25 protein-coding genes are annotated in these 26,938 nt (G+C 64.2%); 18 read left to right on the plus strand and 7 right to left on the minus strand.

The features are described from left to right. The first annotated feature begins 66 nt into the window (after positions 1–66). Positions 67–1,026, plus strand: coding sequence for an alpha/beta hydrolase (locus BX591_RS07830; RefSeq protein ID WP_111930089.1), 960 nt, complete (start codon positions 67–69; stop codon positions 1,024–1,026). A 3-nt stretch (positions 1,027–1,029) separates the two neighbouring features. Here BX591_RS07830 and BX591_RS07835 read toward each other — a convergent pair whose 3' ends face one another. Both BX591_RS07835 and ygfZ read right to left on the minus strand, forming a co-directional pair. Continuing rightward, positions 1,030–1,887 (minus strand): NRDE family protein, encoded by an 858-nt coding sequence (locus BX591_RS07835; RefSeq protein ID WP_111930090.1) that lies wholly within the window; start codon positions 1,885–1,887, stop codon positions 1,030–1,032. Between the two features lie 151 nt (positions 1,888–2,038). Continuing rightward, positions 2,039–3,118 (minus strand): CAF17-like 4Fe-4S cluster assembly/insertion protein YgfZ, encoded by a 1,080-nt coding sequence (ygfZ, locus tag BX591_RS07840; RefSeq protein WP_111930091.1) that lies wholly within the window; start codon positions 3,116–3,118, stop codon positions 2,039–2,041. Positions 3,119–3,196: 78 nt separating this feature from the next. Here ygfZ and mltG point away from each other — a divergent pair, with 78 nt between their 5' ends. From mltG to BX591_RS07895, 11 genes are all read left to right on the plus strand, one after another. Beyond that, positions 3,197–4,207 carry an endolytic transglycosylase MltG gene (gene mltG / locus BX591_RS07845; protein ID WP_111930276.1) on the plus strand — a complete coding sequence of 337 codons (1,011 nt, stop codon included), beginning with the start codon at positions 3,197–3,199 and terminating at the stop codon, positions 4,205–4,207. After that, on the plus strand, positions 4,207–4,827 hold the full coding sequence (gene tmk / locus BX591_RS07850; RefSeq protein ID WP_111930092.1) for a dTMP kinase: 621 nt from the start codon (positions 4,207–4,209) through the stop codon (positions 4,825–4,827). Before mltG ends, tmk begins: the two co-directional genes overlap by 1 nt. Positions 4,828–4,921: 94 nt before the next feature. Then, a complete protein-coding gene (locus BX591_RS07855; protein ID WP_111930093.1) occupies positions 4,922–5,956 on the plus strand; it encodes a DNA polymerase III subunit delta' in 1,035 nt (344 codons plus the stop codon). Positions 5,957–6,062: 106 nt separating this feature from the next. Then, a complete protein-coding gene (locus tag BX591_RS07860; protein WP_111930094.1) occupies positions 6,063–6,605 on the plus strand; it encodes a GNAT family N-acetyltransferase in 543 nt (180 codons plus the stop codon). 54 nt (positions 6,606–6,659) lie between these two features. Continuing rightward, positions 6,660–7,451 (plus strand): TatD family hydrolase, encoded by a 792-nt coding sequence (locus BX591_RS07865; protein ID WP_111930095.1) that lies wholly within the window; start codon positions 6,660–6,662, stop codon positions 7,449–7,451. 67 nt (positions 7,452–7,518) lie between these two features. Further along, the gene (locus BX591_RS07870; protein ID WP_244146867.1) at positions 7,519–8,262 is read left to right on the plus strand and encodes an ankyrin repeat domain-containing protein; all 744 of its coding nucleotides are present in this window, start codon (positions 7,519–7,521) and stop codon (positions 8,260–8,262) included. Positions 8,263–8,533: 271 nt separating this feature from the next. Beyond that, positions 8,534–8,890, plus strand: coding sequence for a Rap1a/Tai family immunity protein (locus BX591_RS07875; protein WP_035550226.1), 357 nt, complete (start codon positions 8,534–8,536; stop codon positions 8,888–8,890). 200 nt (positions 8,891–9,090) lie between these two features. Further along, positions 9,091–10,341, plus strand: a complete 1,251-nt coding sequence (locus BX591_RS07880) for a mechanosensitive ion channel family protein (protein WP_111930097.1) — start codon at positions 9,091–9,093, stop codon at positions 10,339–10,341. Positions 10,342–10,741: 400 nt separating this feature from the next. Beyond that, the gene (gene otsA / locus BX591_RS07885; RefSeq protein WP_111930098.1) at positions 10,742–12,154 is read left to right on the plus strand and encodes an alpha,alpha-trehalose-phosphate synthase (UDP-forming); all 1,413 of its coding nucleotides are present in this window, start codon (positions 10,742–10,744) and stop codon (positions 12,152–12,154) included. Between the two features lie 82 nt (positions 12,155–12,236). Then, positions 12,237–13,403: an AAA family ATPase gene (locus BX591_RS07890; RefSeq protein WP_111930099.1), complete on the plus strand. Its 1,167-nt coding sequence runs from the start codon at positions 12,237–12,239 to the stop codon at positions 13,401–13,403. A gap of 314 nt (positions 13,404–13,717) precedes the next feature. Further along, on the plus strand, positions 13,718–14,785 hold the full coding sequence (locus tag BX591_RS07895; protein WP_105508253.1) for a glycosyltransferase family 4 protein: 1,068 nt from the start codon (positions 13,718–13,720) through the stop codon (positions 14,783–14,785). Between the two features lie 236 nt (positions 14,786–15,021). Here BX591_RS07895 and BX591_RS07900 read toward each other — a convergent pair whose 3' ends face one another. The 3 genes from BX591_RS07900 to BX591_RS07910 form a co-directional block, all read right to left on the minus strand. Continuing rightward, on the minus strand, positions 15,022–15,615 hold the full coding sequence (locus BX591_RS07900; RefSeq protein WP_111930100.1) for a BPSL1445 family SYLF domain-containing lipoprotein: 594 nt from the start codon (positions 15,613–15,615) through the stop codon (positions 15,022–15,024). A gap of 374 nt (positions 15,616–15,989) precedes the next feature. Continuing rightward, positions 15,990–16,442, minus strand: a complete 453-nt coding sequence (locus BX591_RS07905; RefSeq protein ID WP_111930101.1) for a hypothetical protein — start codon at positions 16,440–16,442, stop codon at positions 15,990–15,992. A 261-nt stretch (positions 16,443–16,703) separates the two neighbouring features. Next, positions 16,704–17,000, minus strand: coding sequence for a PsiF family protein (locus tag BX591_RS07910; RefSeq protein WP_111930102.1), 297 nt, complete (start codon positions 16,998–17,000; stop codon positions 16,704–16,706). 449 nt (positions 17,001–17,449) lie between these two features. Here BX591_RS07910 and BX591_RS07915 point away from each other — a divergent pair, with 449 nt between their 5' ends. Together BX591_RS07915 and BX591_RS07920 are read left to right on the plus strand one after the other, a co-directional pair. Further along, positions 17,450–17,746 (plus strand): YciI-like protein, encoded by a 297-nt coding sequence (locus tag BX591_RS07915; RefSeq protein WP_111930103.1) that lies wholly within the window; start codon positions 17,450–17,452, stop codon positions 17,744–17,746. Positions 17,747–18,330: 584 nt separating this feature from the next. Then, positions 18,331–19,638, plus strand: coding sequence for a transposase (locus BX591_RS07920; protein ID WP_111930104.1), 1,308 nt, complete (start codon positions 18,331–18,333; stop codon positions 19,636–19,638). A 334-nt stretch (positions 19,639–19,972) separates the two neighbouring features. On the opposite strand, the gene BX591_RS07925 is transcribed toward BX591_RS07920, so the two are convergent. After that, positions 19,973–21,550 carry a mannose-1-phosphate guanylyltransferase/mannose-6-phosphate isomerase gene (locus tag BX591_RS07925; protein ID WP_111930105.1) on the minus strand — a complete coding sequence of 526 codons (1,578 nt, stop codon included), beginning with the start codon at positions 21,548–21,550 and terminating at the stop codon, positions 19,973–19,975. Positions 21,551–21,733: 183 nt separating this feature from the next. Then, on the minus strand, positions 21,734–21,988 hold the full coding sequence (locus BX591_RS36030) for a hypothetical protein (protein ID WP_146749739.1): 255 nt from the start codon (positions 21,986–21,988) through the stop codon (positions 21,734–21,736). 222 nt (positions 21,989–22,210) lie between these two features. On the opposite strand from BX591_RS36030, the gene BX591_RS07930 reads away from it, so the two are divergent. From BX591_RS07930 to BX591_RS07945, 4 genes are all read left to right on the plus strand, one after another. Then, entirely contained in the window at positions 22,211–23,608 is a 1,398-nt protein-coding gene (locus tag BX591_RS07930; protein WP_111930106.1) for an undecaprenyl-phosphate glucose phosphotransferase, read from the plus strand. 48 nt (positions 23,609–23,656) lie between these two features. Further along, on the plus strand, positions 23,657–25,108 hold the full coding sequence (locus BX591_RS07935; RefSeq protein ID WP_111930107.1) for a UDP-glucose dehydrogenase family protein: 1,452 nt from the start codon (positions 23,657–23,659) through the stop codon (positions 25,106–25,108). A 125-nt stretch (positions 25,109–25,233) separates the two neighbouring features. After that, entirely contained in the window at positions 25,234–25,689 is a 456-nt protein-coding gene (locus tag BX591_RS07940) for an arsenate reductase/protein-tyrosine-phosphatase family protein (protein ID WP_111930108.1), read from the plus strand. Beyond that, on the plus strand, positions 25,683–26,897 hold the full coding sequence (locus BX591_RS07945; protein ID WP_111930109.1) for a polysaccharide biosynthesis/export family protein: 1,215 nt from the start codon (positions 25,683–25,685) through the stop codon (positions 26,895–26,897). Before BX591_RS07940 ends, BX591_RS07945 begins: the two co-directional genes overlap by 7 nt. Positions 26,898–26,938: the final 41 nt, after the last annotated feature.

Consider the following 26,938-nt stretch of genomic DNA (forward strand, 5'->3'; position numbering starts at 1 on the left):
GTGCCGAGTCGACGTTCGCCGGTTCTCTTTTTACTTTTTTGGCGCATTGGCGCCGTTAGACGCACCATGCCGCTGAATCCGAAGATCGAGCAGGTGCTCGATATGATCGCGCGGGCCAAACGACCGCAGCTTCATGAAATGACCGCGCAGCAGGCGCGCGCGTCCTACGAAAAAAGCGCGCCGATCCTGGAGGTCGCCAGCGCGCCGATGTTCTCTGTCGACGATCTGCGCGTGCCCACGCGCGACGGCGCGACGATTCGCGCGCGTCTTTATTTTCCGGCCGAACCGGGCTGGGCCGAGCCGGTTCCGGCGCTGGTGTATTTCCACGGCGGCGGCTTCACGGTGGGCAGCGTCGACACGCACGACGCGCTCTGCCGGATGTTCGCGCGCGACGGCCGCTGTGCGGTGTTGTCGGTGGATTACCGACTCGCGCCCGAGCACACATTTCCCACCGCGGTCGACGACGCGTTCGACGCGTTGCGCTGGCTGCACGCGCACGCGGCGGAATACGGCATCGACGAAAACCGCCTGGCGGTGGGCGGCGATAGCGCGGGCGGCACGCTGGCGACCGTCTGCGCCGTGCTGGCGCGCGACGCGGATATCGAGCTCGCGCTGCAATTGCTGATCTACCCCGGCACGAGCGGCCATCAACAAACGGAATCGCATGCGCGTCTGGCCAACGGGTACCTGCTGTCGGGCGAGACGATTCAGTGGTTCTTCGATCACTACGTGCGCGACACCAGCGATCGCGACGACTGGCGTTTCGCGCCGCTCGACGGCCAACGCGGCGCGCCCGCTTTCGGCGATCTCGCGCCGGCCTGGATCGCCACCGCCGAATACGATCCGTTGAGCGATGAGGGCGAGGCTTACGCGGAAAAGTTACGCGCCGCAGGCAATCTGGTGATGTTGCTGCGCTACCCGGGCATGATCCACGAGTTCTTCAAGATGGGCGGCTTCGTGCCGGACGTGGCGCAGGCGCACGCCGATGCCGCCGCAGCGTTGCGCGGTGCGTTCGGCGTGGACTAGCCATCAAACCGCCGATCCCGCGATCTCCCGTTCGATATTGAATGCGAAGCTGCGCTCGAAGTCGCCGGGCCGCACTATCCGGTGCGAGCCGTTATCGTCGCTGCGCTCGGCGATCGCCACGCTGATCACGTCGCCATGCGCGGCCACGCGCAGTGCGGTGGTGCCGCGCGTGCCGTATTCCGGCGTTTCGATAAACGCCGCCGACAACGCCCGTTCGCGTTCCAGCGGAATGCCGGTGGACGGCAATTCGTCGTCGCGCGCGAGACGCGGGTCGCGCATCAGATCGATCAGCCGTTCGAGCGGCGGCATGGTCTGGCGTGCGAGCAGGGCGCCCAGTTCGGCGCGCTTGTTGACGAGCTTCGGCCACGCGGTATCGAGCACCGCGTTCGAAATGCCGTGCGTGCCTGCGCTCAGCAAGGCGGGCGCGAGCGGCGAACGGTTGCAGTACCAGCCGAGTTCGCGGCGCGTCCAGTCGCCCACCAGCAGATTGAAGCCGTTATAGATGTCGCCGGTTTGCGCGATGTGGCGCAGATACGCGAGCGGCGTGGTGTGCGGCTGACCCTGCGCGTCGCGGGCGGCGCCGCTCAGCCAGTCGCTGACGAGCGTGCCGCGGGTCGGCGCGTCTGCACGCATTTCATGGGGTGCGCGGTAATTGGTCAGCGCGGCGAAACGGCCGTCGCGCGACACGCCCAACCATGTGCCGCCGCCTATCAGGTCGCGGCCGGCCAGCACGGCCGGCGCGTCGTGCCACCAGTTGACCGGATCGGCGGTGCGCCGAAAGAATTCGTCGCGGTTGGCGGCAAGCGTGAAGAGCGGGCCGTCGACCGCATCGGGTCGCCAGTCGAAGACGATCAGGCACATCGGCGGAACTCTCCCTGTCGATCGGAGTGGGTGGGTCGGCCTGAGTCGGTCCTTTAATGCTGACGCTGGACCCGCTCAACCTGGCAGCAGCGCTGCTGCCGCCAACGAAAAGCGGCGCCTTGATGCGCCGCTTCTTACGCCAGGAGACTGCTCAAACCTCGGTCGGCAACCCGTACGGCAGCGCGAGAAACCGCAGTGCCGCGCCGTCCGCCGCGCCCAGATGCACCGAACCGTTTTCCAGCGCCGCGAGCTTGATCTCCACCAGCAGATCGACGCCGCCGTCCGGTGCCGAGGCCGCGTTCACGACCATGCCGCATGGCTGACCCGGATCGTCCGAGTGGAACAGTTCCGTGCCGGCCTTCACGGTGTCCAGTTCGCCCGCCACATTCGCCAGCGACGTGCGCCGCTTGATCGTGCCGCGATACTGGCTGCGCGCCACCACTTCCTGACCCGGATAGCAGCCTTTGCGGAAATTCACCGCGCCGAGCACGTCGAAATTGACCATTTGCGGCACGAATTGCTCGACCACCGGCTGGGTGATGCGCGGCTCGCCGGCGCGAATGTCGAGCCAGTCCCACACCGCCGGCGACACGCGTTTGAGTTTGTCCTCCAACGCCGGCAGATGCGCTTCGATCTGCGCTTGCGGGCCGATCCACAGATAGCGCAGCCGCCCGAGCGCGTCGGGCACGCGAATCAGCGAGCCCGACGGACCATCCACCTTCACATGCACGCCGTCCGGCAGCGCGTCGAACACGCCCGACAGCGCATGACGCACGTCGCCTGCAAGGCCGATCACCGCGACTTCGCCGCTCGCGTCCACCAGTTTGGCCTTGGCGCGCAGCACGAACATGGACAGCCGTTTTTGCACCGCGGCCTGCACGTCTTTCGACACCAGCAGGCGGATCGCCTCACCACTGCGCCAGGTCAGGAACGACGCCAGCAGCCGGCCCTTGGCCGAGCAATAGCCGGCCAGCCGCGCGTTGGCGGCGTCGAGATGCTGGGTGTCGTTGGTGAGCTGGCCGTGCAGGAAGCTGGCCGCGTCGTCGCCGATCGTGTCGATCACGCCGAACTGCGTGAGCGGCATGTAGGCGCCGTGCTGGACGACGGCGTCGAACTCATTGGCGGACGGACGCGACAGCACGGGCAGCGCGACGGACGAAGCCGGTGCAGCGGCAGCAGCGGAAGGGTTGACTGGGGCCATGCCTGAAGCGGTAGCGAGCGGTGTGTTCATGGATTCGGAGAACAGTCAATTCTGACTTTAGCTAAGGCAAACAAGTATTATATGCAGTCCACTCCCGTCACGTTCGGCATGTCCCTCCTGAAGAAATGTTTCGTCGCCGGCTCACTCGTCGTTGTGCTGGCCGTAGCCGCCGGTGCAGCCGGCTATCACTGGGCCACCAGCCCGCTCGATCTGAACCCCGCGCAACTCGACGTCACCGTCAAACCGCACAGCAGCCTGCGCAGCGTCACCTTGCAACTGAATCGCGGCGGCGTGCCGGTCGAGCCGGAGCTGTTCGTCGTCATGACGCGGCTGCTGGGGCTGCAAAGCGAGCTGAAATCGGGCAACTACGAGTTCAAGACCGGCGTGAGCCCGTATGAAGTGCTGCAGAAGATCGCGCGCGGCGACGTCAACGAATACGTGGCGACCATTATCGAAGGCTGGACCTTCAAGCGCATGCGCGCCGAACTGGACGCCAATCCGGCGCTCAGGCACGACACGGCCGGCATGAGCGACGCCGATCTGATGACGGCGATCGGTGCGCCGGAAGCGTCGATCGGTAACGGCGAGGGGCTGTTTTTCCCCGACACCTATCTGTTCGACAAGAACACCAGCGACCTCGACGTGTACCGCCGCGCGTATCGCCTGATGCGCCAGCGTCTGGACGAAGCGTGGCTCGCGCGTTCGCCGAACCTGCCGTACAAGACGCCGTACGACGCGCTGACCATGGCGTCGATCATCGAAAAGGAGACCGGCAAGCCGTCCGACCGGCCGATGGTGGCGGCGGTGTTCGCCAACCGTCTGCGGGTGGGTATGCCGTTACAGACCGACCCGACCGTGATTTACGGCATGGGCGACACTTACACGGGGCACATCCGCAAGAAAGACCTGCAGACGGACACTCCCTACAATACCTACACCCGGATGGGTTTGCCGCCTACGCCCATCGCGCTGCCCGGTGTCGCATCGCTGCAGGCGGCGATGAACCCGGCGCAAAGCACCGCGCTGTATTTCGTGTCGCGCGGCGACGGCAGCAGCATCTTTTCCGACAACCTCGGCGATCACAACAAGGCCGTGGACAAATACATTCGAGGGCAATGATGGCGCGGGGCAAATTCATTACGTTTGAGGGCATAGACGGCGCCGGCAAAACCACGCATCTGAGCTGGTTTCGCGAGCGCCTCGAGCACAAGGTGGCGAACACGGGCCGCGCGGTGGTCATGACGCGCGAACCGGGCGGCACGCCGCTTGGCGAGCAGATCCGGGAGATCGTGCTGCATCAGAAGATGGATCTCGAAACCGAGGCGCTGCTGATGTTCGCGCTGCGCCGCCAGCATCTGGCCGAGGTGATCGAACCGGCGCTCGCGCGCGGCGACTGGGTGCTCTCGGACCGTTTCACCGACGCGACTTTCGCGTACCAGGGCGGCGGCCGCGGGCTGCCGCGCGACAAGCTGGAAACGCTGGAGCGCTGGGTGCAGGGCGGTTTCCAGCCGGATATGACGGTGCTATTCGACCTCGACCCGGAAGTCGCCGACGAACGGCGCAGCGCGGTGCGCGATCCTGACCGTTTCGAGAGCGAGTCGACGGCGTTCTTCAACCGCACCCGCGGCGAATATCTGCGCCGTGCGGAAGAGGCGCCGTACCGGTTCGCTATCATTGACTCCTCGCAGACCATCGCGCGGATTCAGAAACAACTTGAAGAATTGATTGCAGTTCTTTGATTTTAAAAGAATATAACCCTGGTTTATAACGGCCGGCAAAGTTCGGGCAGTATCTTGCCTTGCTTCGCTAGCCGATTGATTTCAAAGAGAAACGATGATTTATCCGTGGCAAGCCGATGACTGGAACCGCCTGCAACAATTGCGCGGCCACTGGCCGCATGCGTTGTTGCTGTATGGACAAGGCGGCATCGGCAAGCTGCGCTTCGCGCAGCATCTCGCGCAAGGCTTGCTGTGCGAGGCGCAACGGGCCAACGGCGAACCGTGCGGCGCCTGCGTGGCCTGCAACTGGTTCAGCCAGGGCAATCATCCGGACTATCGCATCGTCGTGCCCGAGGCGCTGGCCGCCGAGGCTGGCCTGAACAGCGCCGCCGACGAAAAGGCCGAGAAAGCCGACGCCGACGAAGGTAAAAAGACCCGCGCGCCCAGCAAGGAGATCAAGATAGAGCAGGTTCGGGGTCTGCTCGACTTCGTCGGCGTGGGATCGCATCGCGGCGGCGCGCGCGTGGTGGTGCTGTATCCGGCCGAAGCGCTGAACATCGCCGCGGCCAACGCGTTGCTGAAGACGCTCGAGGAACCGCCGGCGGGCGTCGTGTTCCTGATGGTGTCGGCGCGGATCGACCGTCTGCTGCCCACCATCATCAGCCGCTGCCGCCAATGGCCGATGAGCGTGCCCGCGCCGGAACTCGCAGCGCAATGGCTGGCCGCGCAAGGGGTGGCCGACGCGCCCGCATTGCTCGCCGAAGCCGGCGGCGCGCCGCTCGCGGCGCTCGCGCTCGCCAGCGACGAAAACCGCGCGCTGCGCGACTGGACTCTGAAGCAACTGGCCGCCGGCGCCGCGTGCGACGCGTTCGCATGCGGCGAGGCGCTGCAGAAGCTGCCGGTGCCGTTGGTGCTCGGCTGGCTGCAACGCTGGATGTACGATTTGCTGGCAGAGCGCACCGCAGGCGCACCGCGCTATTTTCCGCAGGCGTCGGCGGCGTTGACACGCTGCGCGTCGCAGGCGGACGCCAGCGCGTTCGCGCGTTTCATGCGCACCGTGACGCGCCAGCGCGCTGTCGAAAACCATCCGCTGAATGCGCGGCTGGTGTTCGAGGAGCTGTTTCTCGGCTACCGCGAGCTGTTCGCGTAGGACCTCTGCGGTTTTTAAGCCCCGATTGGGTCCATTTGGGTCCGTTTGAGTCCATTCGGGTCCGCTCGGATCTTCTCCCGACCTTCTACCTCACCTTCAACGCACCATGAGCCTTGCCTACCGCGATGCCACGCTCGACGATCTGCCCGCCATCGTCGCTATTTACAACTCGACCGTGCCGTCGCGGCAAGTCACCGCCGACCTCGAACCGGTCAGCGTTGAAAGCCGCCTGGCGTGGTTTCATGCGCACGGCCCGCAAAAACGTCCGTTATGGGTGGTGGAAGATTCGCAGCAGCCCGGCCGCGTGATCGCGTGGTTGAGCTTTTCGGATTTCTACGGCCGGCCGGCCTATCTGCGCACGGCGGAAGTCAGTATTTATCTCGACGAAAGCGCCCGTGGCCGTGGCCTCGGCAAGCAGCTGCTGGCGGCGTCGCTGGCGGCCGCGCCGGCGCTCGGCATCGACACGGTGCTGGGTTTCATCTTCGGCCACAATGATGCGAGCTTGCGGCTGTTCCGCGGCTTCGGCTTCGACACGTGGGGCTCGCTGCCGCGCGTCGCCGTGCTGGACGACGTGGAGCGCGATCTGGTGATTCTCGGCAAGCGCCTCGACGCGCCGACCGAAGCCGTAGGGGCCGCCGGGGTCGATTAAAGCCAACTGGCTGCGCGCGCTTCACCTCACGTCATTTTTACGCAGGACCTCACCATGTTTGTCGACTCGCACTGCCACATCAACTTCGAAGGACTCGCCGACCGCTTGCCGCAGGTGCTCGAAAACATGCGCAGCCATTCGGTCACGCATGCGCTGTGCGTGTCGGTCGATCTGGAGACGCTGCCGTCGGTGCTGGAGATCGCCAGCCGGCACGACAACGTCTACGCGTCGGTGGGCGTGCATCCGGATCACGAGGACATGCGCGAGCCAAGTCTGGCCGAGCTGATCGAACTGGCCGCGCATCCGAAGGTGGTGGCGATCGGCGAGACCGGGCTCGACTACTACCGCCTGGAAGGCCGCACGATCGCCGACATGGAGTGGCAGCGCGAGCGCTTTCGCACGCATATCCGCGCGGCGCATGCCTCTGGCAAGCCGCTGATCATCCACACGCGCTCGTCGTCGGCAGACACGCTGCGCATCATGGCCGAGGAGCGCGCGAGCGAGCCGGGCGGCGTGATGCACTGTTTCACCGAGCCGTGGGCCGTCGCCGAACAGGCGCTGGCGCAAAATTTTTACATTTCGCTGTCGGGCATCGTCACGTTCAAGAGCGCGACCGAGGTGCAGGACGTCGCGCGCCGCGTGCCGCTGGAGCGTCTGCTGATCGAAACCGATTCGCCGTACCTCGCGCCCGTGCCGTATCGCGGCAAGCCCAATGAACCTGCGTACGTGAGTTATGTCGGACGCTACATCGCGCAGCAACGCGAGATGCCGGAGACGGCACTGGCCGCCGCGACGACGCAAAACTTTTTCCGGCTCTTCAAGATTCCCGTGCCGGCTGGTGCGTGACTTTATAAGTCGATAAATATCAATAGGATAGGGAAGGTTCCTAAAGCACAATATGAGAAATATTCCGATGTCGATCGTTGCCATTCAGAAGACTTCCGCCGCACGCACCGTGCGGGTTCCGTCGCGCCGCGGCGTGTTGCGCGCGTCGCGCGCGCTGCGCTCGGCGTTTGCGGCGGCGCTGGCGTGCGTCACGTTGAGCACGTTGATCGTGTCGCCGGCGCAGGCCGCGCCGATCGACTCGCTGATCAAATCGGTCAAGTTCGACGACGTCGACGGCGTCAACAAACTGCTTGCCAAGGGCATGGACCCGAACAGCGTCGATAACCAGGGCATTCCGCTGCTGGTGATCGCCGCGCGCGAAAAGTCGGACAAGGTCGGCGCCGCGCTGCTCGCCAATCCGAAGACCAACATCGAGATCCAGGACAAGGCCGGCGAGAACGCGATGATGATGGCCGCGCTCAACGGCGACCTCGATTTCGTCAACCAGCTGATCGCGAAAGACGCCGAAGTGAACAAGAAGGGCTGGGCGCCGCTGCACTACGCGGCCGCGAACGGCCACGACGACATCGTCAAGGTGCTGCTCGACCATTCGGCCTATGTCGACGCGGGCTCGCCGAACGGCACCACGCCGCTGATGATGGCGGCGCGCGGCGGCCATGTGTCGACGGTCAAGCTGCTGCTCGACAATGGCGCGGATCTGACGGTGAAAAACCAGATCGGCCTGACGGCGCTCGATTTCGCGAAGACGTATAAAGAGCCGGACGTGGTCGAAGGGCTGACCGCGCGGCTGCAGCAGATGCAGCAGAAGTAAGCGGCGCGGGAACGGGGGCGAGCGCGTACGGTGGCCGACGGGCGGAAACGCTCGGGGGCCTGAAAAGCAACGTGCCGGGTAGCCAGGGCGCCGAAGCCTGAATGCAACACGGCGCGATTCACCCGTTCCCATAGTTTTGCCTGAAGATAGCGCCAGTTGACGCGCTTGCGCTTCGCAAAACAGTGCAGAATGACGACTTTGGCGCGCCGTTTGGCGCGCCGTCCGGATGCGGCGAAAGACCGCCTGATAAACGACCCTGGAAAGGAACACCATGCTGCGGGCTTTGATTTTCGCCAGCGCGCTTGCCGTACCGCTATCGGCAGCCGCGTTCACGGGGGGCGACCTCAACAAGCTGTGCACCAAGACGGACGTGGCCTCGCGCAGTGCATGCGCGGCCTATATCGAAGGCGCCGCCGACGGCATCTTCAATACCATCGACGCAATCGGCGGCACGACCGGCCCGCGCGTCGGCCAGTATTTCTGCCTGCCCCAGGACGCGCGCTCGGCGCAGTTGACCGACGCGGTGCGCAAATACATTGCGGAAAATCCGATCGTCGCGGGCTATAACGCCAGCACGGCGATCTCGCTCGGGCTCGGCAAGGCGTTTCCTTGCAAGAGCGGTAATTGAGCTGAATCCACGGGGCGCCCGGCGCGTGCTCGACGCGCGTGCGGCGGGCGCCCGGCGTTGATCGCGCCAGGCTTCTCCGGCCTCGCGCGAGATGGGCTGAACCGGGCTGACCCCGTCTGAACCCGCCCCGGGTTCGGGTTCGACCCGCCGTCGCGGGGACCGTCCATTTCCACCTCTCGAGTCAGGAGGACCATCCCCCCATGCCCACTCTCGACGACCTCGCCCGTATCGCCGAAGCGCCGCTGCATACGTGGCCCGGCGCGCTGGTCGTGTCGGTTGTCGCGGCGCTGCTGGCGCTCGGCATTCAACGCGTCGGCGCACGCATCGTGACGCGCATCGCGCGGCCGTATCCGCTGACCAGCGTGGTGCTGCGCTATATCGACAAACCGTCGCGCCTGCTCCTCGTGATCCTCGCGCTGGAGGCCGTCTGGTGGGAGGCGCCCGACACGCTCACTTTCATCACGCCGCTGCGCGACGCCGCCGGAATCGCCATGATCGGCGCCATCACGTGGCTGTCGGTGCGCTCGGCGGCCGCGATCGGCGAGGCGATCATTCAGGCGCATCCGCTCGATACCGCCGACAACCTGCAGGCTCGCCGCATCCATACGCAGGCGCGGGTGCTGGCGCGCTCGGTGATGCTGGTGATCGTGATTATCGGTGTGGGCGGCGCGCTGATGACCTTTCCGAACGTCCGGCAGATCGGCGCAAGCCTGCTGGCGTCGGCGGGGGTGGCGGGATTGGTGGCGGGTATCGCGGCGCGGCCAGTGCTCGGCAATCTGATCGCCGGGCTGCAGATCGCGCTGTCGCAGCCGATCCGGCTCGACGACGTCGTCGTGATTCAGGGCGAGTGGGGGCGGATCGAGGAAATCACCGGCACGTACGTGTCGGTGCGTCTGTGGGACCAGCGGCGGCTGATCGTGCCGCTGCAGTGGTTTATCGAAAATCCGTTCGCCAACTGGACGCGCAGCAGTTCGCAGATCATCGGCACGGTGTTTCTGTACGTCGATTACCGTATGCCGCTCGCGCCGCTGCGCGAGGAACTGGCGCGCATCGTCGAGGCCGCGCCGGAGTGGGACCGCCGCGTGCAGGTGCTGCAGGTCACCGACGGCACGGAACGGTCGATGCAGTTGCGCGCGCTGGTCAGTTCGCTCGATTCGGGGTTGAACTGGGATTTGCGGTGCCGCGTGCGCGAGGGGTTGCTCGAGTTTATTCAAAAGCACTATCCGCAGTACCTGCCGCGCGCGCGCGCCGATGTATCGGCCGAACTCGAGAACGGCAAGGGTGAACCACTGGACTGGGTGCCGCGCGGCTTGCATACGCCGGCCGGTAGCACGGCCGCGCATACCGAGGCCGATCCGGTGGCGAGCCGCAGCGGCAGGGTGCCGGTGGTGGCTGCGGACGCGGCGGCGCAGTCTGCGCAGGCAAAGTCCAACGCGCAGGAAAAGGTCTGACGCAAGGGCGTGGCGCCCGGATGGTCATGGCGCTCGGATTGCGCTGCGACTGCTCTGCGAGCGACTGCATTCGGACCAGGTTCGGCTTGGTCGGCTTGGTCGGCTTGGTCGGCCTGGTCGGTTCGATACAGTTCACCACCGCCAACCGCATTCATGCGCCTGCAGATCGATGCAACTGATCGGGCACTAAAGCGGTCGAATAGTCCACCGACTCACCAACCCGGCGCGGCAGGGCACGCTTCATGGTGGTTTCGGCGATCGGTCGCAGCGTTTGATCGCGTCTCGCGGCGCATGGACAGAGCGTACGCAGCGCATAGACAGCGGCCACGCAGCGCGACGCTACAACCCGATCGCCACACCCAGCCCCCGCCCGCGCCGCACGAACCAGGGAGAACACAACATGGGCCGACTTATCGTCGTGTCGAATCGCGTCGCAACGCCGACGGAAACCAAAGGCTCGGCCGGCGGTCTTGCGGTCGGCGTCTTCGGCGCGCTGAAAGACGCGGGCGGCGTGTGGTTCGGCTGGAGCGGCGACGTGGTCAGCGAGACCGTCGCCAATGCCGGGCCGACGCTGGAACAGGACGGCGCGGTGACCTTCGCAACCGTCGGCCTCACGCGCAAGGATTACGACCAGTACTACCGTGGTTTTTCGAACGCGACGCTGTGGCCGGTGTTCCACTACCGCAATGACCTCGCGCGCTACGAGCGCGAAGAATACGCCGGCTACCGGCGCGTCAACGCGTGGCTTGCGCACAAGCTGATCAGGCTGCTCGAGCCCGACGACGTGATCTGGGTGCACGACTACCATCTGATCCCGTTCGCCGAAGCGTTGCGCAACGAGGGCATCACGAATCGCATTGGTTTTTTCCTGCACATTCCGTTTCCCGCGCCGCAAATCCTGCTCAACATTCCGCCGCACGAAGAGCTGGTGAAGTCGCTGTCGTGCTACGACCTGCTGGGCTTTCAGACCGCGACCGACGAACTCGCTTTCCACGATTACGCGGTGCGCCACGCGCGCGGCTCGGTGAGCGCGGACGGTCGCGTCGAAGCGTTCGGCCGTAAGCTGCGCACCGGCGTCTACCGGATCGGCGTATTCCCGGACGAAATCGCGGAGCAGGCGCAGCGCTACGAAAGCCGTCAACACGTGCTCGACCTCAAGCAAAGCCTCGAAGGGCGCAAGCTGATCATGAGCGTCGACCGGCTCGATTATTCGAAAGGGCTGGTGGAACGCTTCCGGGCCTTCGAGCAATTGCTGGAACGCTCGCCCGAATGGCGCGGCAACGTCACGCTCGTGCAGATCGCGCCGCCCACCCGTTCGGACGTCGCGACGTATCAGAAGATCCGTCAGGATCTGGAGTACGAAGCAGGGCGCATCAACGGTCGGTACTCGGGGCTCGACTACACGCCGATCCGTTATCTGAACCAGCAATACGACCGGTGGAAGCTGATGTCGCTGTTTCGCGAGTCGCAGATCGGTTTCGTGACGCCGTTGCACGACGGCATGAATCTGGTCGCGAAGGAATATGTCGCCGCGCAGAATCCGGACGACCCCGGCGTGTTGGTGCTGTCGATTTTTGCGGGCGCGGCGGCCGAGTTGAGCGGCGCGTTGCTGGTCAATCCGCATGACGCGATTGGCATGTGCGAAGCGTTGCAGCGCGCGTTGCAGATGCCGCTCGATGCCCGCCAGCGGCGTCACGAGATCAACATGGCGGCGTTGCGCAAGAATGATCTCGGTGTGTGGCGCGATACCTTCCTGGAGGATTTGCGCAGCGTACCGGTGCAGAAGCCGGGTAAAGGCGGCGGTCACCGGTGATGAGACGTGTTGAATGGAGCGACGTGTTATCGCGTGGGGCGTGGCTCGTGTTGCGCATGCCGGCCACCCGGGAGTCGTCCGCATGCTGACGACGTTAGCCATTGCCGGTTACCGGTCGCTGCGCGAGCTGGTCGTGCCGCTCGGCCGGCTCAACGTGATCACCGGCGCGAACGGCAGCGGCAAGTCGAGCGTGTATCGCTCGCTGCGTCTGCTGGCGGAAACGGCGCGTGGTGGCGTGATCACGTCGCTGGCCCGCGAAGGCGGTTTGCCGTCCACGCTATGGGCCGGCCCCGAGCGCTTTTCGCGCGGCATGCTGGCGGGCGAATTGCCGGTCGAGCCGCTGCGCCGCAAGGATCCGGTGAGCCTGCGGCTCGGCTTTGCCGGCGACCAGTTCGGCTACGCGATCGATCTCGGTCTGCCGCCGCTCAACACAGCCACGCTGTTTCCGCTGGACCCCACCATCAAGCGCGAATGCATCTGGAGCGGGCCGGTGCTGCGGCCGTCGGCGCTGCTGGTCGACCGGCAGGGCCCGGCGCTGCGCACACGCGACGAGCAGGGCGACTGGCAGACCATCCCGCAACCGGTCGCCAGTTTCGACAGCATGATGACGGAGTTCTCCGATCCGCGCACCGCGCCCGAAATGATCACGGTGCGCGAGCAGATCCGCTCGTGGCGCTTCTACGATCACTTCCGCACCGACGCCGACGCGGCCGCGCGTCTGCCGCAGATCGGCACGCATACGCCGGTGCTGTCCAACGACGGCGCGGACCTCGCCGCGGCCTTGCAGACCATCCGCGAGATCGGTGACCCCACGGCGCTCGCCGCCGCCATCGACGATGCTTTTCCCGGCTCGCAACTCGACATCTCGACGCAGGACGGCCGCTTCGAAGTGACGATGCGACAGCACGGTTTGCTGCGCCCGCTGAAGGGCGCGGAGTTGTCCGACGGCACCTTGCGCTATCTGCTGCTGGTGGCCGCGTTGCTGACGCCGCGTCCGCCCGCGCTGCTGGTGCTCAACGAACCGGAGACCAGCCTGCATCCCGACCTGCTGCCGGCGCTGGCCCGTCTGATCGCGCGGGCGGCGCTGCATTCGCAGGTGCTGGTGGTGTCGCATGCGGCGCGTTTGATCGCGGCGCTCGAACGCGAGGAGGAGAGTCAATCCATCGTGCTGGAGAAGCACTTCGGCGCCACCCGTATCGCCGATGCGGACGATCGCGATCTGCCCGCGTGGAAATGGCCGGCGCGATAATTGCGCTTTTTTATCGGGCGGCTCGGGGCGAGCGCGAACCAGGCCAAGGCAGGGCCGACGTTGAACAGTGAGGTCCATGCGGTGTTTGCCCGACTGTGCTCAACACCCGGCGCAATGTAAGCTGAATGTAACAGCGCCTGGAAAATGCAAGACGTGACGCTTTTTGTTGTCCTGTGGTGAATAATGATTCGATGCCGGTCATGCAGATGCGCTTCGCATCGACCGGCGCAATCGGCACCGCGCTGCGCGGAGCGCGTCCCTGACGCGTTCCGCCGCAACCGCGCAAGCCGTCAGCTTACGGAGACAACCCTGCTATGAAGATTGCCCAGATCGCCCCCTTGACCGAATCGGTGCCGCCCAAGCTGTACGGCGGTACGGAACGCGTCGTGTCGTACATCACCGAGGCGCTGGTCGAGCTTGGTCACGACGTGACGCTGTTCGCGAGCGGCGACTCGGTGACGAGCGCCAAGCTCGAGCCGGTGTGGCCGCGCGCGCTGCGTCTCGATCCGGGCATTCGCGACCGCGTGGCGCCGCACATGCTGCTGATGGAACTGGTGCGCCGCCAGGCCGACCAGTTCGACGTCCTGCATTTTCACCTCGACTATTACTCGTTCTCGGTCTTCAAACGCCAGGACACGCCGTTCGTCACGACCATGCACGGCCGTCTCGACCTGCCCGAACAGCAGCCGGTATTCGACACGTTCAACACCGCGCCGGTGATCTCGATTTCGAACGCGCAGCGTCATCCGTTGCCGCAGGCCAGATGGCTGACCACGGTCTATCACGGGCTGCCGGAGCAGCTCTACACGCCGCAGCCGGTCGAGCAGAAATACCTCGCGTTTCTCGGCCGGATTTCCCCGGAAAAGCGGGTCGACACCGCGATCCGGATCGCCGGCCGTTGCGGTATGCCGATCCGCATCGCCGCGAAGGTCGATGCCGCCGACCGCGAATACTTCGAGCGCGACATCCGGCCGTTGCTGGATCTGCCGCACGTCGAGTTTATCGGCGAGATCGCGGATCATCAGAAGGCCGAATTTTTGTCCGGCGCGCATGCGTTGCTGTTTCCGATCGACTGGCCGGAGCCGTTCGGCCTCGTGATGATCGAGGCGATGGCGTGCGGCACGCCGGTGATCGCGTTCAATCGCGGCTCGGTGCCGGAGGTGCTCGAAGAGGGCGTGACCGGCTTTATCGTCGAGGACGAGATCGGCGCGGTGGCGGCGGTGAATCGTCTGCACAAGATGCCGCGCGCGGGCGTGCGCCAACGCTTCGAGGAACGCTTCACGTCGCACCGCATGGCGCAGCAGTACGTGGACGCGTATCAGTCGGTGATTCGGGCGCAGAAGCGCTCGCGCTTCAAGGTGATCGACACCTCGGGAAGCTGAGGCAACGCGCTCGCGCTTGCGTACGTGTGGCGTTGAGCGATGCGCCACGGGTAGCGCGTGACACGGCAAGGCAAGGCAAAAAAAACGGCGATGCGTCCATGACGCATCGCCGTTTTTTTGTGGCCGCTTGACGCCAGTAACACAGCCTCGCACCGCTGCGCGCCGCCTCGCCCGCCGCGCACGGAACCGGGCGGATCAGAGGCAGGCCCGCCAGACCAGCACGCCGATTGCGCGCCTTAGATCTTCAGGCGTGAAACCTTGGTGCCCTGCAGCGACAGGTCGCCCATCAGACCGGCATTCGTCAGCACGAATACCTCGACCGGCGCGGTGGCCGTGGTGGTGTCGATGGCACCGTTCGCGCCCATTTTCACCAGCGCGACGGAGGCGTCGCCGCCCACCGACCAGCCGTCCGCATTGCGGAATTTGTCCAGCGCGTCTTGCGTCATGAACAGGAAGATGATGGCCTTCGACTGAGCGCCCGCCTGCAGGCCGAACGAGCCGGAGATCGTGCTGTAGTAGCCGACCGTGCCGCCGCCGACGCGCAGCGACCCTTCGCCGTACTGACCGCCCACGATGAAGCCGGCTTGCAGCACCGACGGGAACACCAGCACGCCGCGCGCCTTGGAGACGAGTTCGCGCGAACCTTGCACGGTGGTGTACAGGCGCGACATGGTGCCGTCGACGCTGGCGTCGATCGACTGACGTTTGGACGAGTCGGTGGACGAAGTGTTTTTATTGTCGCTGTTCGACGTGGTCGTACAACCAGCGAGTGCAAGGCCTCCGAAAGCGAGCGCAGCGGTCGTCTTCAACATGAAGTTTCGTCTTTGCATCGTTTTTCTCCGTGATGGTTCCGGGTCGCAACGCCGGATGATGTGGCGGGTTGCTAATCAGTTATATCACACGCAAACGGAAAAGGCGCATCTCGCTGCCAGGCGTAAAGCCTTGTGTGGCGGGCGTTTGAGGCTAATCGTAAAGCGTCGTGCAGTAAATTTGACCTGGTGCAAAACGCCTTCGGATTGCACCCGGCGAGGCGTTCGAACGGGTGCCTCGCTGATCGTCCCAAGGGCGGTTCCGCTTTGGCGGAAGCGGCCCGCCGCGGCTCGAAACGGCTTTTTTTACCGATCCTGCTGCGACGGAAAAAACGCTGCAATTGAACTGAAAGTGTTGCCGCAACGCCTCGTATCGGCGTTGCGCAAGCTCACCGTCAACCGTGGTTTGCCGGACTCTTGACCGGCGGCGGTGGCCGGCGCAACGCACGCCGCACCATGCCGATCAGCACGCCGATCAGAAACAGCGTCACGGCCGGCACGATCCAGTAGCCGACGAACGCATGCCACAGGTAAGCCATCAAGGTCGTGCGGCGCACGCTGTATTCGTTGCGCGCGTCCTGCTGGCGCGGCGCATTGGCGGCCAGCACGTCGGCCGGGCAGCCGGCGGCTTGCGCCTCGTCGGGTTTGCCGTGGCAGTGCGCGGGGGCGCCGGCGGCGCGTTGTGCGTCGGTGAACGTCCAGCTGGTCAGCGCACGGTCGAGGTCGACGGCGTTGTACGCCATTTCCTCGCGGATCTCGCTGACCGCCACGATCGCCACGGGCACCGCCCAGAATATGATGACGATCAGCCACCGCCTCAACCAGCGGTTTTTATGCTTCGTTACCATCCTTGCCTCCGATCGATGCTCTGCAGCATCAACGACAAGATGGCGGCCCGTCTAATGTTGTGTGTGAGGGTGGGCCGTCTCCGCCGCCATCATAGAAGAAAAACGGGGCGTTCGCGCGACCGGGATGGGAAGAGGTGAGAGCCGACTCGCGTCGCGAGGCGATTCGCAGCCGGCGGAAAAAACGTGCGACGGCAATGCCGGGCACGAGCATTGCGAAAGACGACTCGGCGCCGCGGTGCCGCGCCGAGCCATCGGGCCCGCTCAGTTAGCCGGCGCGTTGGACAGGCAGGTCTTCATGAACGCCTTGCGGTCGTCGCCTTTCTTGCCGGTGGCTTGCGTGTTGCACGCCTTCATCTTGTCCTGCTGGCTCATCGGCGCGGCGGCGGCCGGTTTCGCGGACAGGCAGGTCTTCATGAATGCCTTGCGGTCGTCGCCTTTCTTGTCGGCGGCCTGCTTGTTGCAGTCGGCCATTTTGCTTTGCTGGCTGTTCTGCGCGAACGCCGGTGAAACGAGAACGGCACCCAGTACCAGCGTAGCGATAGCGGATTGGATTTTCATGTGACACTCCATCGGTGGTGAAAACGTTTTTGGTCGTTCATGCGCGCGGGCGTCAACGGCATCCAGGGCCCCTCGGCATAACCATTATGGCAAATGCTGTCTGCCAGAACGGACAAAAGGGCATTCCGGTTGACAGAACCGGGCGCTGGTTTTCCCGTACACGACGGCGCTCAGGCGACGCCAGTGAGGGGATTCGGCGAATGGCGGCATTGAGAAATTATGCTATGCATTCCAGATCAATTGCACCGGCGATTTCAAATGAATTAACGCCACGCCATTGCATATCGATCAAAGAAACTTCGCGCGAAAGATGAAAATTGCTGCGAATGCAACTGAATAGTAAATCGGCATGAAATTCCGCCGTTAGTCGTATTGGTAATCTTGACCAGTGGGCCGCCACGCAAGCGTTCGCGTATGCGCCGCGTCCACTTGATCCCAGGAGACTCACCATGCACTACCTGTTGATGTATGACCTGGTGCCCGACTACCTCGAACGACGTGGCGCATATCGCGACGCGCATCTGCACTACGCATGGGCGGCGGTGGCTCGCGGTGAACTGCTGCTCGCCGGCGCCCAGGCCGAGCCCACCGACGGCGCGGTGTTGCTGTTTCAAAGCGATTCACCGGCTGCCGCCGAAGCCTTTGCCAGAGCCGATCCGTATGTGATAGCCGGCCTCGTGACTCAATGGCGCGTGCGCGTGTGGACGACCGTGGTGGGCGAAGGTGCGACACACCCTGTGCGCTAGAAACCACAGATCCTCATCACTCGAAACGCGTCACATGCGATGCAACGTGCATGCGTTCAAGCGGACCGGTCTGTCATGACGGCGTTGCGCATAATGACGCATACGCACTCTCCACGCGACACTCGTCGCGACGCACCCACGCACCTTCGCGAGTGCCAGAATGCATGGAAAAGCGATACCGCATAAAAGCGGAATTCGTAAAGGCCATTCGCCACATTTACCCTTGGGTTGTGCTGTGCAATAGTGAGGTATGGGGCCGAGGCGACCCGCATCTCTGTGACGGCAATACGTGAAATGACGCAGTGAAAAGGACAAGATTGTTTCTATCCGTAACACTTGTCTCAACGATATTCACGCAAACCCTGGGAATGGTATGCTTCGTGCACAAATTCTCCCATGCACGAGTGAGACCACGTTTTGTGCTTCGGAATAGGGACAAACCGCACCATGTCAGGGCGGTATTGACCAGCCAACAGAACGTACAGAACATTTTTGTGCAACCGCGGGCTGCACACGGATCGTGAAAGTTGAATCCGTGGCAAGTCCAAAGCCGCGGCCCGGCCAGGCTGCGTGGAGAAAACCCAATGTTTTTCGATGAGCTAAGCAATGACGAATGGGCGCTGCTGGCAGCGCTTGTCTCCGATGAGCCGGCCGTCCGTCTGAACCGACGCGGCCGGCCCCGCGCCGAACCACGCATTGTCGCGAATGCGGTCCTCTGGATTCTGACAACCGGTGAGCCCTGGTCGAAACTGCCGGGCCGTTATCCGTCGGGTCCGACCTGCCGGCGCCGTTTCGAAGAGTGGCAGTTGAACGGCACGCTGCTCGAGATGGTTCGGCTGTTATCGCAAACCGGTCGTACCTTCGCGTACGTACCGCAACCGGCGCCTCCCGCCACCGCCAAACCGGCCGCGCCGGTGGTGGTCGCGGCGAGCGTGCGCGACGAAAGTCTGCGTGGCGTGTCCTGGAAGAGTCCCGAGTCGTGGCAGGCGCCCGGCGTGTCGAGCAGCCTGAGCAACTGGCGGTCGGCCGACCCGATCGCCGATATCACGCGTCAGTTGTCGGGCCTCGCGCAGACGCAACCGCAGGGGCATCAACCGGCTGCGCGTGCGCCGGTGGCGCCGGGCCGATCGTTTGCAGCCGCGAGTGTGCCTGATGGCGTGTCCGCGGGGGCATCGACCGGGGCTTCCGCGTTCGCGCCGGCCATGCGCCCGCCAATGCGCGCCGTGTCGCCGCAAGTCGACGAGGCGGTCGAGGTGAGCCAGGCCATGGGCCTGCTCGATGCCGCGATCTCGTCGGCGCGTCGCGCGAGTGCGCCGGACGACCTGCGCAGTCCGCTGTCGGTGAGCCTCGCGCCGCACGGCACGCAACTCGACGATCCGCGCGGCTACACGATTTTCGTCGCGGCGGAGCAGGTGCCCAACGCGATGTATCGCGCGTGGGCGGAGATCATGAAAGACGGCAGACGCGTCGAGCGTTCCGGTCTGGTCGGCCCGCGTTTCGCTGGCGCGGACGAAGCGCAGCAATACGCGCTGGACTGGGCGCTGCAATGGATCGACCGTGAATGCCTGACGCAGGCGGCTGCGCAAACCGCGCCTTCGGCTCAAAACGTCGTGGTGCCGCAAGAGCGTGCCTCCGCGCAGGCGCAGGTGCATTCGCATACGTCTGCGCACACGGTCGCGCCGGCGCGTCCACTGCCCGTCAAGCGTCATGTGCCGGAGCCGGTCGCGATCAATCACGGCGCGCCGTTGCACGGTCCGCTGCACGCGTTTCGTGGACCGCTGCGCCGTTATCCCGGTGAGCCGGCCGCGACCACGGTCGTCGGCGCGACGACTGAAAGCGCGTCGGCGGAACGGTATCCGTCCTATCCAGAGTTCATCTCTCACGCCGGGTAAGCGCGGTGGCCGGCAGTTAAAGCGCGGCTAGAACGAACGCGATTGGAACCGGAACCCCGGCAGCAAGCGCGGTAACAGATTGAGATTGGCAAGTTGGGCGACCGGCGCATTGATCAGGCGCGGCGACAGAAGAAAATCTGGCAGTACCCCGCGGCCGGTAGGAGCAACCGCCGCAGGTTCCCGCTTCATTCGGTGTGATTCAAGCCTTGCATTCGCAGTCCCTGATAGACCCTGGAAGACCCTGGGCGGACCCCAGATCGCCCCGAGGCGGACCGCCGTTCGACGACGGCCCAGCTCAGGTTGGCGCGCTGCCTGATGGCAGGCAGCAGAGGCGTTATTGCCGGCCGTACGTATCGTCGAACCGCACGATATCGTCTTCGCCGAGATACGAGCCCGATTGCACTTCGATCATTTCGAGCGGCATCTTGCCCGGATTCTCGAGTCGATGCGTGACGCCGAGCGGAATATAAGCCGACTCGTTTTCGGAGACGATAAAGCGTTCCTCGCCGCGCGTGACGAGCGCCGTGCCGCGCACCACGATCCAGTGTTCGGCGCGGTGATGATGCATTTGCAGCGAGAGCCGCGCACCCGGTTTCACGACAATGCGTTTAACCTGGAAACGTTCGCCGGTGTCGACGGAATCGTAGTTGCCCCACGGGCGATGCACCTTGCGATGGCTGGCCGCTTCGAGCCCGCCGTCGCTGCGAATCCGCCCCACGATCTTCTTGACGTCCTGCACGCGCGATTTGTCGGCCACCAGAATCGCGTCGGCCGTTTCGACCACCACCAGATCCTGCGTGCCCACGCACGCAATCAGCCGTCCTTCGGAATGCGCGAAGGTCGACGCCGCGCCTTCGAACATCACCCGGCCGCGCCCCACGTTCTGATCGGCGTCTTTCTCCGAGATGTCCCAGATCGCGTCCCACGAACCCACGTCCGACCAGCCCGCCTGCAACGGCACGACCACACCCGAGGCGGCGCTTTGATCGCTGCCGAGCTGTTCCATCACCGCGTAGTCGATCGAGTTCGACGGCGACGCGCTGAACGCATCGCGCTGCAGGCGGAAGAAGTCGCCGTCCGCCTTGCCGCCCGCGTAGGCCGCGTGACACGCTTCGTGGATGGCCGGCTGGAAGTGGCGAATCGCCTTCAACCAGGTCGACGCGCGCACGATGAAAATGCCGCTGTTCCACCAGTATTCCCGCGACTCGATATAGCGCTGCGCCAGTTCGAGATGCGGCTTCTCGACGAAGCGATCGAGCTTGCGCGCACGGATTACGCCTTCGCTGCCGGCGTTTTCGACATGATCAGGCATGCCAGGCGATGCGCCCGATGCCGCCGACGCATCCAGCGCCGCGCCGATCCGGATATAACCGAAGCCGGTTTCCGGCCGCGTCGGCACGATGCCCATCGTCACGATATGGCCGGCCGCCGCCTGCTCCACGCCGGCCGTCACGGCCGCGTGGAAACCGCTCAGGTCGGTGACCGCGTGATCGGCGGGCATCACGACCATGATGCCGTCGTCGTCCTGCGCGGCGATCGACAGCGCCGCCACGGTCAGCGCCGGTGCGGTATCGCGGCCGGCGGGTTCGAGAATCAGGCGGGTCGGCTTGCCGCTCGTGCGCAATTGCTCGGCGGTGGTGAAGCGCTGCTCTTCGTTCGCGACCACGACCAGTTGATCGGTGAGCGGATAGCCGGCCTCGAGTCCTTCGAGGCGCCGCGTGGTGGATTGCAGCAGCGAATCGTCGCCGAGCAGACCGATCAACTGTTTGGGATGCTGTTCGCGCGACATCGGCCACAGACGCGTGCCGGATCCGCCCGCCAGAATCACGGGATGAACCTTGAGCTTGACGTTCAGGGGCGTAGCTTGCGTGGACCGGGTGTCGGCGGGCGTGGCCGTAACCGGAGCTGTCATGATGGACTCCTCGAGGCTGGGTGAATGCGTCGAGTTTTATCATGAAGAGCGGAATCAATAAAAGCGCGTTAAATAGAAAACTATATAAAAACGCTGATAAAATTAATTAATTCCGTGAAGGAAAAATGTCCGAGAGATTTTTTAAAAAGAAAAATTACCCGAAAAAAATCACGGGAGAATTTTTTAGCGCAATGCATGCGCAAACGTGACGTGACAGGCGTCCCGTAAGGTTTGTGGGTCGAACAAGCAGAGAGCATCAAAAAGGCCCAAATAAAGGCCTTTTGGCTGCCTATCAAACAGGCAATCCGGTAACAATTGCCGGCAAAAAGTCGGAAAAAATGCTGAAACTTTGACCGATACAATTTGAGATATTTTGCGGTCTTGCAGCGCGAATTTTAATAAAGCTTTATCTATACCTGTACGAGGGTATTCACTCATTTCGACTCGCCTTTCCCGCTTCGGCTGTTCAGCCTTTTTTCGGAATAGGGAATGGCGGGGCAATTCGCAAAGCTTCGGATTTTTACTGCGTCGCGCATCGATTCGCCGCACGCGGAGGCCGGCGTCGTGTTCAGGCGCCGGAGCACGCTGGACAAAAAAGCGCGCGACGGATTTTCAATCAACCAACGGATGGCACTTGACTGACGAACTGAGGGGCAGCGCATGCTGAGCGTTCTATCGAGAATCATCGACATCGCCATGGTCGTGCTCGGCGCGACGCTGGCGACGGCCGTGCATAGCGGGAAATTCGCGTGGCTGGACGACATTCAGCGCGTCTCGCTGGCGTTCGACTGCCTGCTGGTGGTGGTGTTCTTTCCGGCGCTGGGCATCTATCAGTCGTGGCGCGGCAAGCCGCTCTACGACCTGTTGTGCCGGGTTGGCGGCGGCTGGGTGATGGTGGAAGTCACCGGCGTGCTGATCAGCTTCAGCCTGCACCGTTCGGACAGTCTGTCGCGATTGTGGCTCGTCTACTGGGCGGTGGCCACGATCGTGCTGCTGGTCGTCACCAAGGTGATCGTCTATTCGATTCTGCGCGGCCTGCGCCGTGAAGGTTTCAATCAGCGCGCGGTGGCGATCGTCGGCGATGCGCGCTACGGGCGCTTTCTGATCGAACAGATGCGCAGTCGTCCGGAAGCGGGCTTCACGCCGATCGTGGTGTTCGACGAGGACGGCACGATCAACCACTACGAAGACCCCGACGCGGGCGACATGATCGACAGCGTGCCGGTCGAGCGCGACTACCAGCGCATGTTGCAGTTGGTGCGCCATCGCGGCATCCGCGAACTGTGGCTGGCGCTGCCGATCTCGAAGGAAAAAGCGATTCACCGCTTCGTGATGGATCTAAAAAACGACTTCGTGAATATCCGCTTCATTCCCGACGTGCGCAGCCTGACGCTGTTCAACCAGCCGATGGTCGACCTGCTCGGCGTGCCCGCGATCAACCTGGCCGCGTCGCCGATCACCGATCTGCGGGTGCTGCCCAAGCGCGTGTTCGATCGTCTCTTCGCGCTGGCTGCGCTGACCGCGCTCGCGCCGGTCATGCTCGTGATCGCCGTGATGGTGAAGCTGAGCTCGCCCGGCCCAGTGTTCTTCCGCCAGAAGCGCAAGGGTATCGACGGCAATCAGTTCGAGATCTACAAGTTCCGCTCGATGAAGCTGCATAAGGAAGAGGCCGGCAAGATCACCCAGGCCACGCGGCGCGATCCGCGCATCACGGCGGTCGGCGCGTTCCTGCGGCGCACCAGTCTCGACGAGTTGCCGCAGTTCATCAACGTGCTGCGCGGCGAGATGTCGGTGGTGGGTCCGCGTCCGCACGCGCTCGAACACGACGACATCTACAAGGATCTGGTGAAGGGCTATATGCACCGTTACCGGATCAAGCCGGGCATTACCGGCTGGGCGCAGATCAACGGCTATCGCGGCGAAACCGACCGCATCGAAAAGATGATGGGCCGCGTCAAGCTCGATCTGTACTACATGCAGCACTGGACCTTCTGGCTCGACATCAAGATCGTCGTGCTGACGCTGTGGAAAGGATTTGCAGGCAGCAACGCTTACTGAGTCCTTCACCGCACTCCTGAATCAACCTTATTTCGCGAGGTGTAATACATGAACCTGACGATCATCGGTAGCGGCTACGTAGGCCTCGTGACGGGCGCATGTCTGGCCGACATCGGCCACGACGTGTTCTGTCTCGACGTCGATCAGCGCAAGATCGACGTGCTCAACAGCGGCGGCGTGCCGATCCATGAACCGGGTCTGCAGGAGATCATCGCGCGCAATCGCAAGGCCGGCCGCCTGACGTTCTCGACCAACGTCGAAGCGGCGGTCGCGCACGGCGACATCCAGTTCATCGCGGTGGGCACGCCGTCGGACGAAGACGGCTCCGCCGACCTGCAATACGTGCTGGCCGCCGCGCGCAACATCGGCCGCCATATGACGGGCTTCAAGGTGATTGTCGACAAATCGACGGTGCCGGTCGGCACGGCTTCGCGCGTGCGCGACGTGATCGGCGCCGAACTGGCCGCGCGCAGCCTCAATCACATGTACTCGGTGGTCTCGAACCCGGAGTTCCTGAAGGAAGGCGCGGCCGTGGACGACTTCACGCGGCCCGACCGCATCGTGCTCGGCTGCGACGAGGACGTGCCGGGCGAAAAGGCCCGCGAGCTGATGAAGCGCCTCTACGCGCCGTTCAACCGCAATCGCGAACGCACGCTGTACATGGACGTGCGCTCGGCCGAATTCACCAAGTACGCGGCCAACGCGATGCTCGCCACGCGTATTTCGTATATGAACGAACTGGCCAATCTGGCCGACCGCGTCGGCGCGGATATCGAAGCGGTGCGCCGTGGCATCGGCTCCGATCCGCGCATCGGTTACGACTTCCTGTACGCCGGTTGCGGCTACGGCGGTTCCTGCTTCCCGAAAGACGTGCAGGCGCTGATCCGCATCGCCGCCGACCACAAGGCCAATCTGCGCATTCTCGAAGCGGTGGAAGCCGTCAACGACACGCAGAAGCAGGTGCTGGCGCACAAGATCGTCGCGCGTCTGGGCGAAGACCTGTCGGACCGCACATTCGGCGTCTGGGGCCTCGCGTTCAAGCCGAATACCGACGACATGCGCGAAGCGCCGAGCCGGCCGCTGATCGCCGAACTGCTGCGTCGCGGCGCGCGCGTGAAAGCCTATGACCCGGTCGCGATCGACGAATCGAAGCGCGTGTTCGCGCTCGACCTGAAGGACGTGCCGCAGCAGCACGCGCGCCTTGAATTCGTGAAGGAAGAGATGGACGCGGCCCACGGCGCCGACGCGCTGGTGATCCTCACCGAATGGAAGGTTTTCAAGAGCCCGGACTTCGATTCGCTGAAACAGATCCTCAAGACGCCGCTGATTTTCGACGGCCGCAATCTGTACGAACCGGACGCGCTGCTCGAACTCGGGATCGAGTATCACGCGATCGGCCGTCAGCACGCGCTGCGCAATGCGCCGGCCAAGGTTGGCGTGAACGGCTTGCCGCTCACGCCGGCAGACGTGACCGGGTCCGGCCGCCGCGCCGTCGCTTAGCCGCGCAAACGGGCCGCAGTCGGGTCGCAGTCAGGTTGCAGTCAGGTCCCAAGCGGTCCGCCTGCGCCACGCAACCGCCCGCCAAGCAGCCCCACCGAATCACCTCGCGCCTCAAGGAGCCAGCCATGTTCGCCAATGTACTGATCGTCTGCCACGCCAACGTGTGCCGTTCGCCGGCCGCCGAGATGCTGTTCAAGTCCCGGCAGCGCGCGGCGTCGCGGCCGTCCTCGGCGCCGATCGCGTTTCATTCGGCGGGCCTGCGCGCGATGGACGGCCACGGCATGGACCCGGTCGTGCGCCGCCTGCTCGCCGAGCAGGGGGTGGCCTCCGGGATCCATTACTCGCGGCGTCTGAACCGCACCCTGGTGCGCTCGGCGGACCTCGTGCTGGTCACCGAGCGCGCCCAGGTCGGCGCGGTCGAAGCGCTCGATCCGGCCGCGCGCGGCAAGGTCTATCCGCTCGGCAAGTGGGAAGCCGACTCCGACGTCGCCGACCCGCACGGCTGCGCGGAAACCGCTTATAGGGAGAGTCTCGTGCTCATCGAACATCTGGTCATGGGATGGCTGAAAAAAATATGCTGATGAAAAAATTCACACCGCATTCAGCGGCGAACTTCAGATCGAAACTCGCCGCCTCGCTTTTGCTGACGTCCTTTCTGTCGGCCTGCGCCACCGCACCGGGCAATTATCTCGACACGTCGCGTCTGAAAGACGACGGCCAGCATCAGTCGCAGCCCGCCGAAACCTATCCGGTGCATCTGATCGATTCGCAACTCGTGGCCGAGCAGGCGCAACAAGCCGCCGCGAAGACCCAGGTGCTGCCCACCTCGACCATCAGCGATCCGTCGCAGTACGTGTACCGGCTCTCGCCGCAAGACATTCTCGGCATTACCGTGTGGGATCACCCGGAGTTGACCACGCCGCAGGGCAGCACGCTATCGGCGGGCGGCAACACCACGCAGTCGGTCGGCGGCGCGTTGCAGCAGCCGTACACGGCCGCGCTGCCCGGCCAGGCCGATCCGTACGGCCAGACCATCGCCGCCGACGGCACGATCTTTTTCCCCTTCGTCGGCCGGATTCGCGCCGCGGGCAAGACCGTCGGCGAGTTGCGCGACCAGTTGAGCAGCGGCCTCGTGCGCTATATCCGTAATCCGCAGGTCGACGTGCGCGTGCTGTCGTATCGCGGCCAGAAGGTGCAGGTGACCGGCGAAGTGAAGACGCCAGGCCCGCTCGCGGTCAGCGACGTGCCGCTCACGCTGGTCGACGCCATCACGCGCTCGGGCGGCACGAATCCGGACGCCGATATCCAGCGCGTGCGCCTCACGCGCAACCACAAACTCTATGTGCTCGACGCCGATCGCATGCTCGATCAAGGCGACACCACGCAGAACGTGATGCTGCAGAACGGCGACGTGATCAACGTGCCGGACCGTACCGACAGCCGCATCTTCGTGATGGGCGAAGTGAAGACGCCGATCCAGCTGCCGATCATTCGCGGCCGCATGACGATCGCCGACGCGCTCACGCAAGGCGGCGGGATTCTCGACACGGACGCCAATCCGCGTCAGATCTACGTGATGCGCGGCATGAAAGACCATCCGACCACACCGGAGGTCTACCGCCTCGATATGACGCAGCCGGACTCGATCATGCTGTCCTCGCAATTCCAGTTGCAGCCGCTGGACGTCGTGTATGTGGGTACCGCCGCTTCGACCACCTTCAACCGTGTGTTGCAGCAGGTCCTGCCGAGCGTGCAGACCTTGTTCTACCTGAAACAACTGACGCGCTAAACGCCGTCGCCAGGCCCGCGTCGCGCCGCCGTGCAGCGGGG

The organism is Paraburkholderia bryophila, assembly GCF_003269035.1.
GTDB lineage: Bacteria > Pseudomonadota > Gammaproteobacteria > Burkholderiales > Burkholderiaceae > Paraburkholderia > Paraburkholderia bryophila.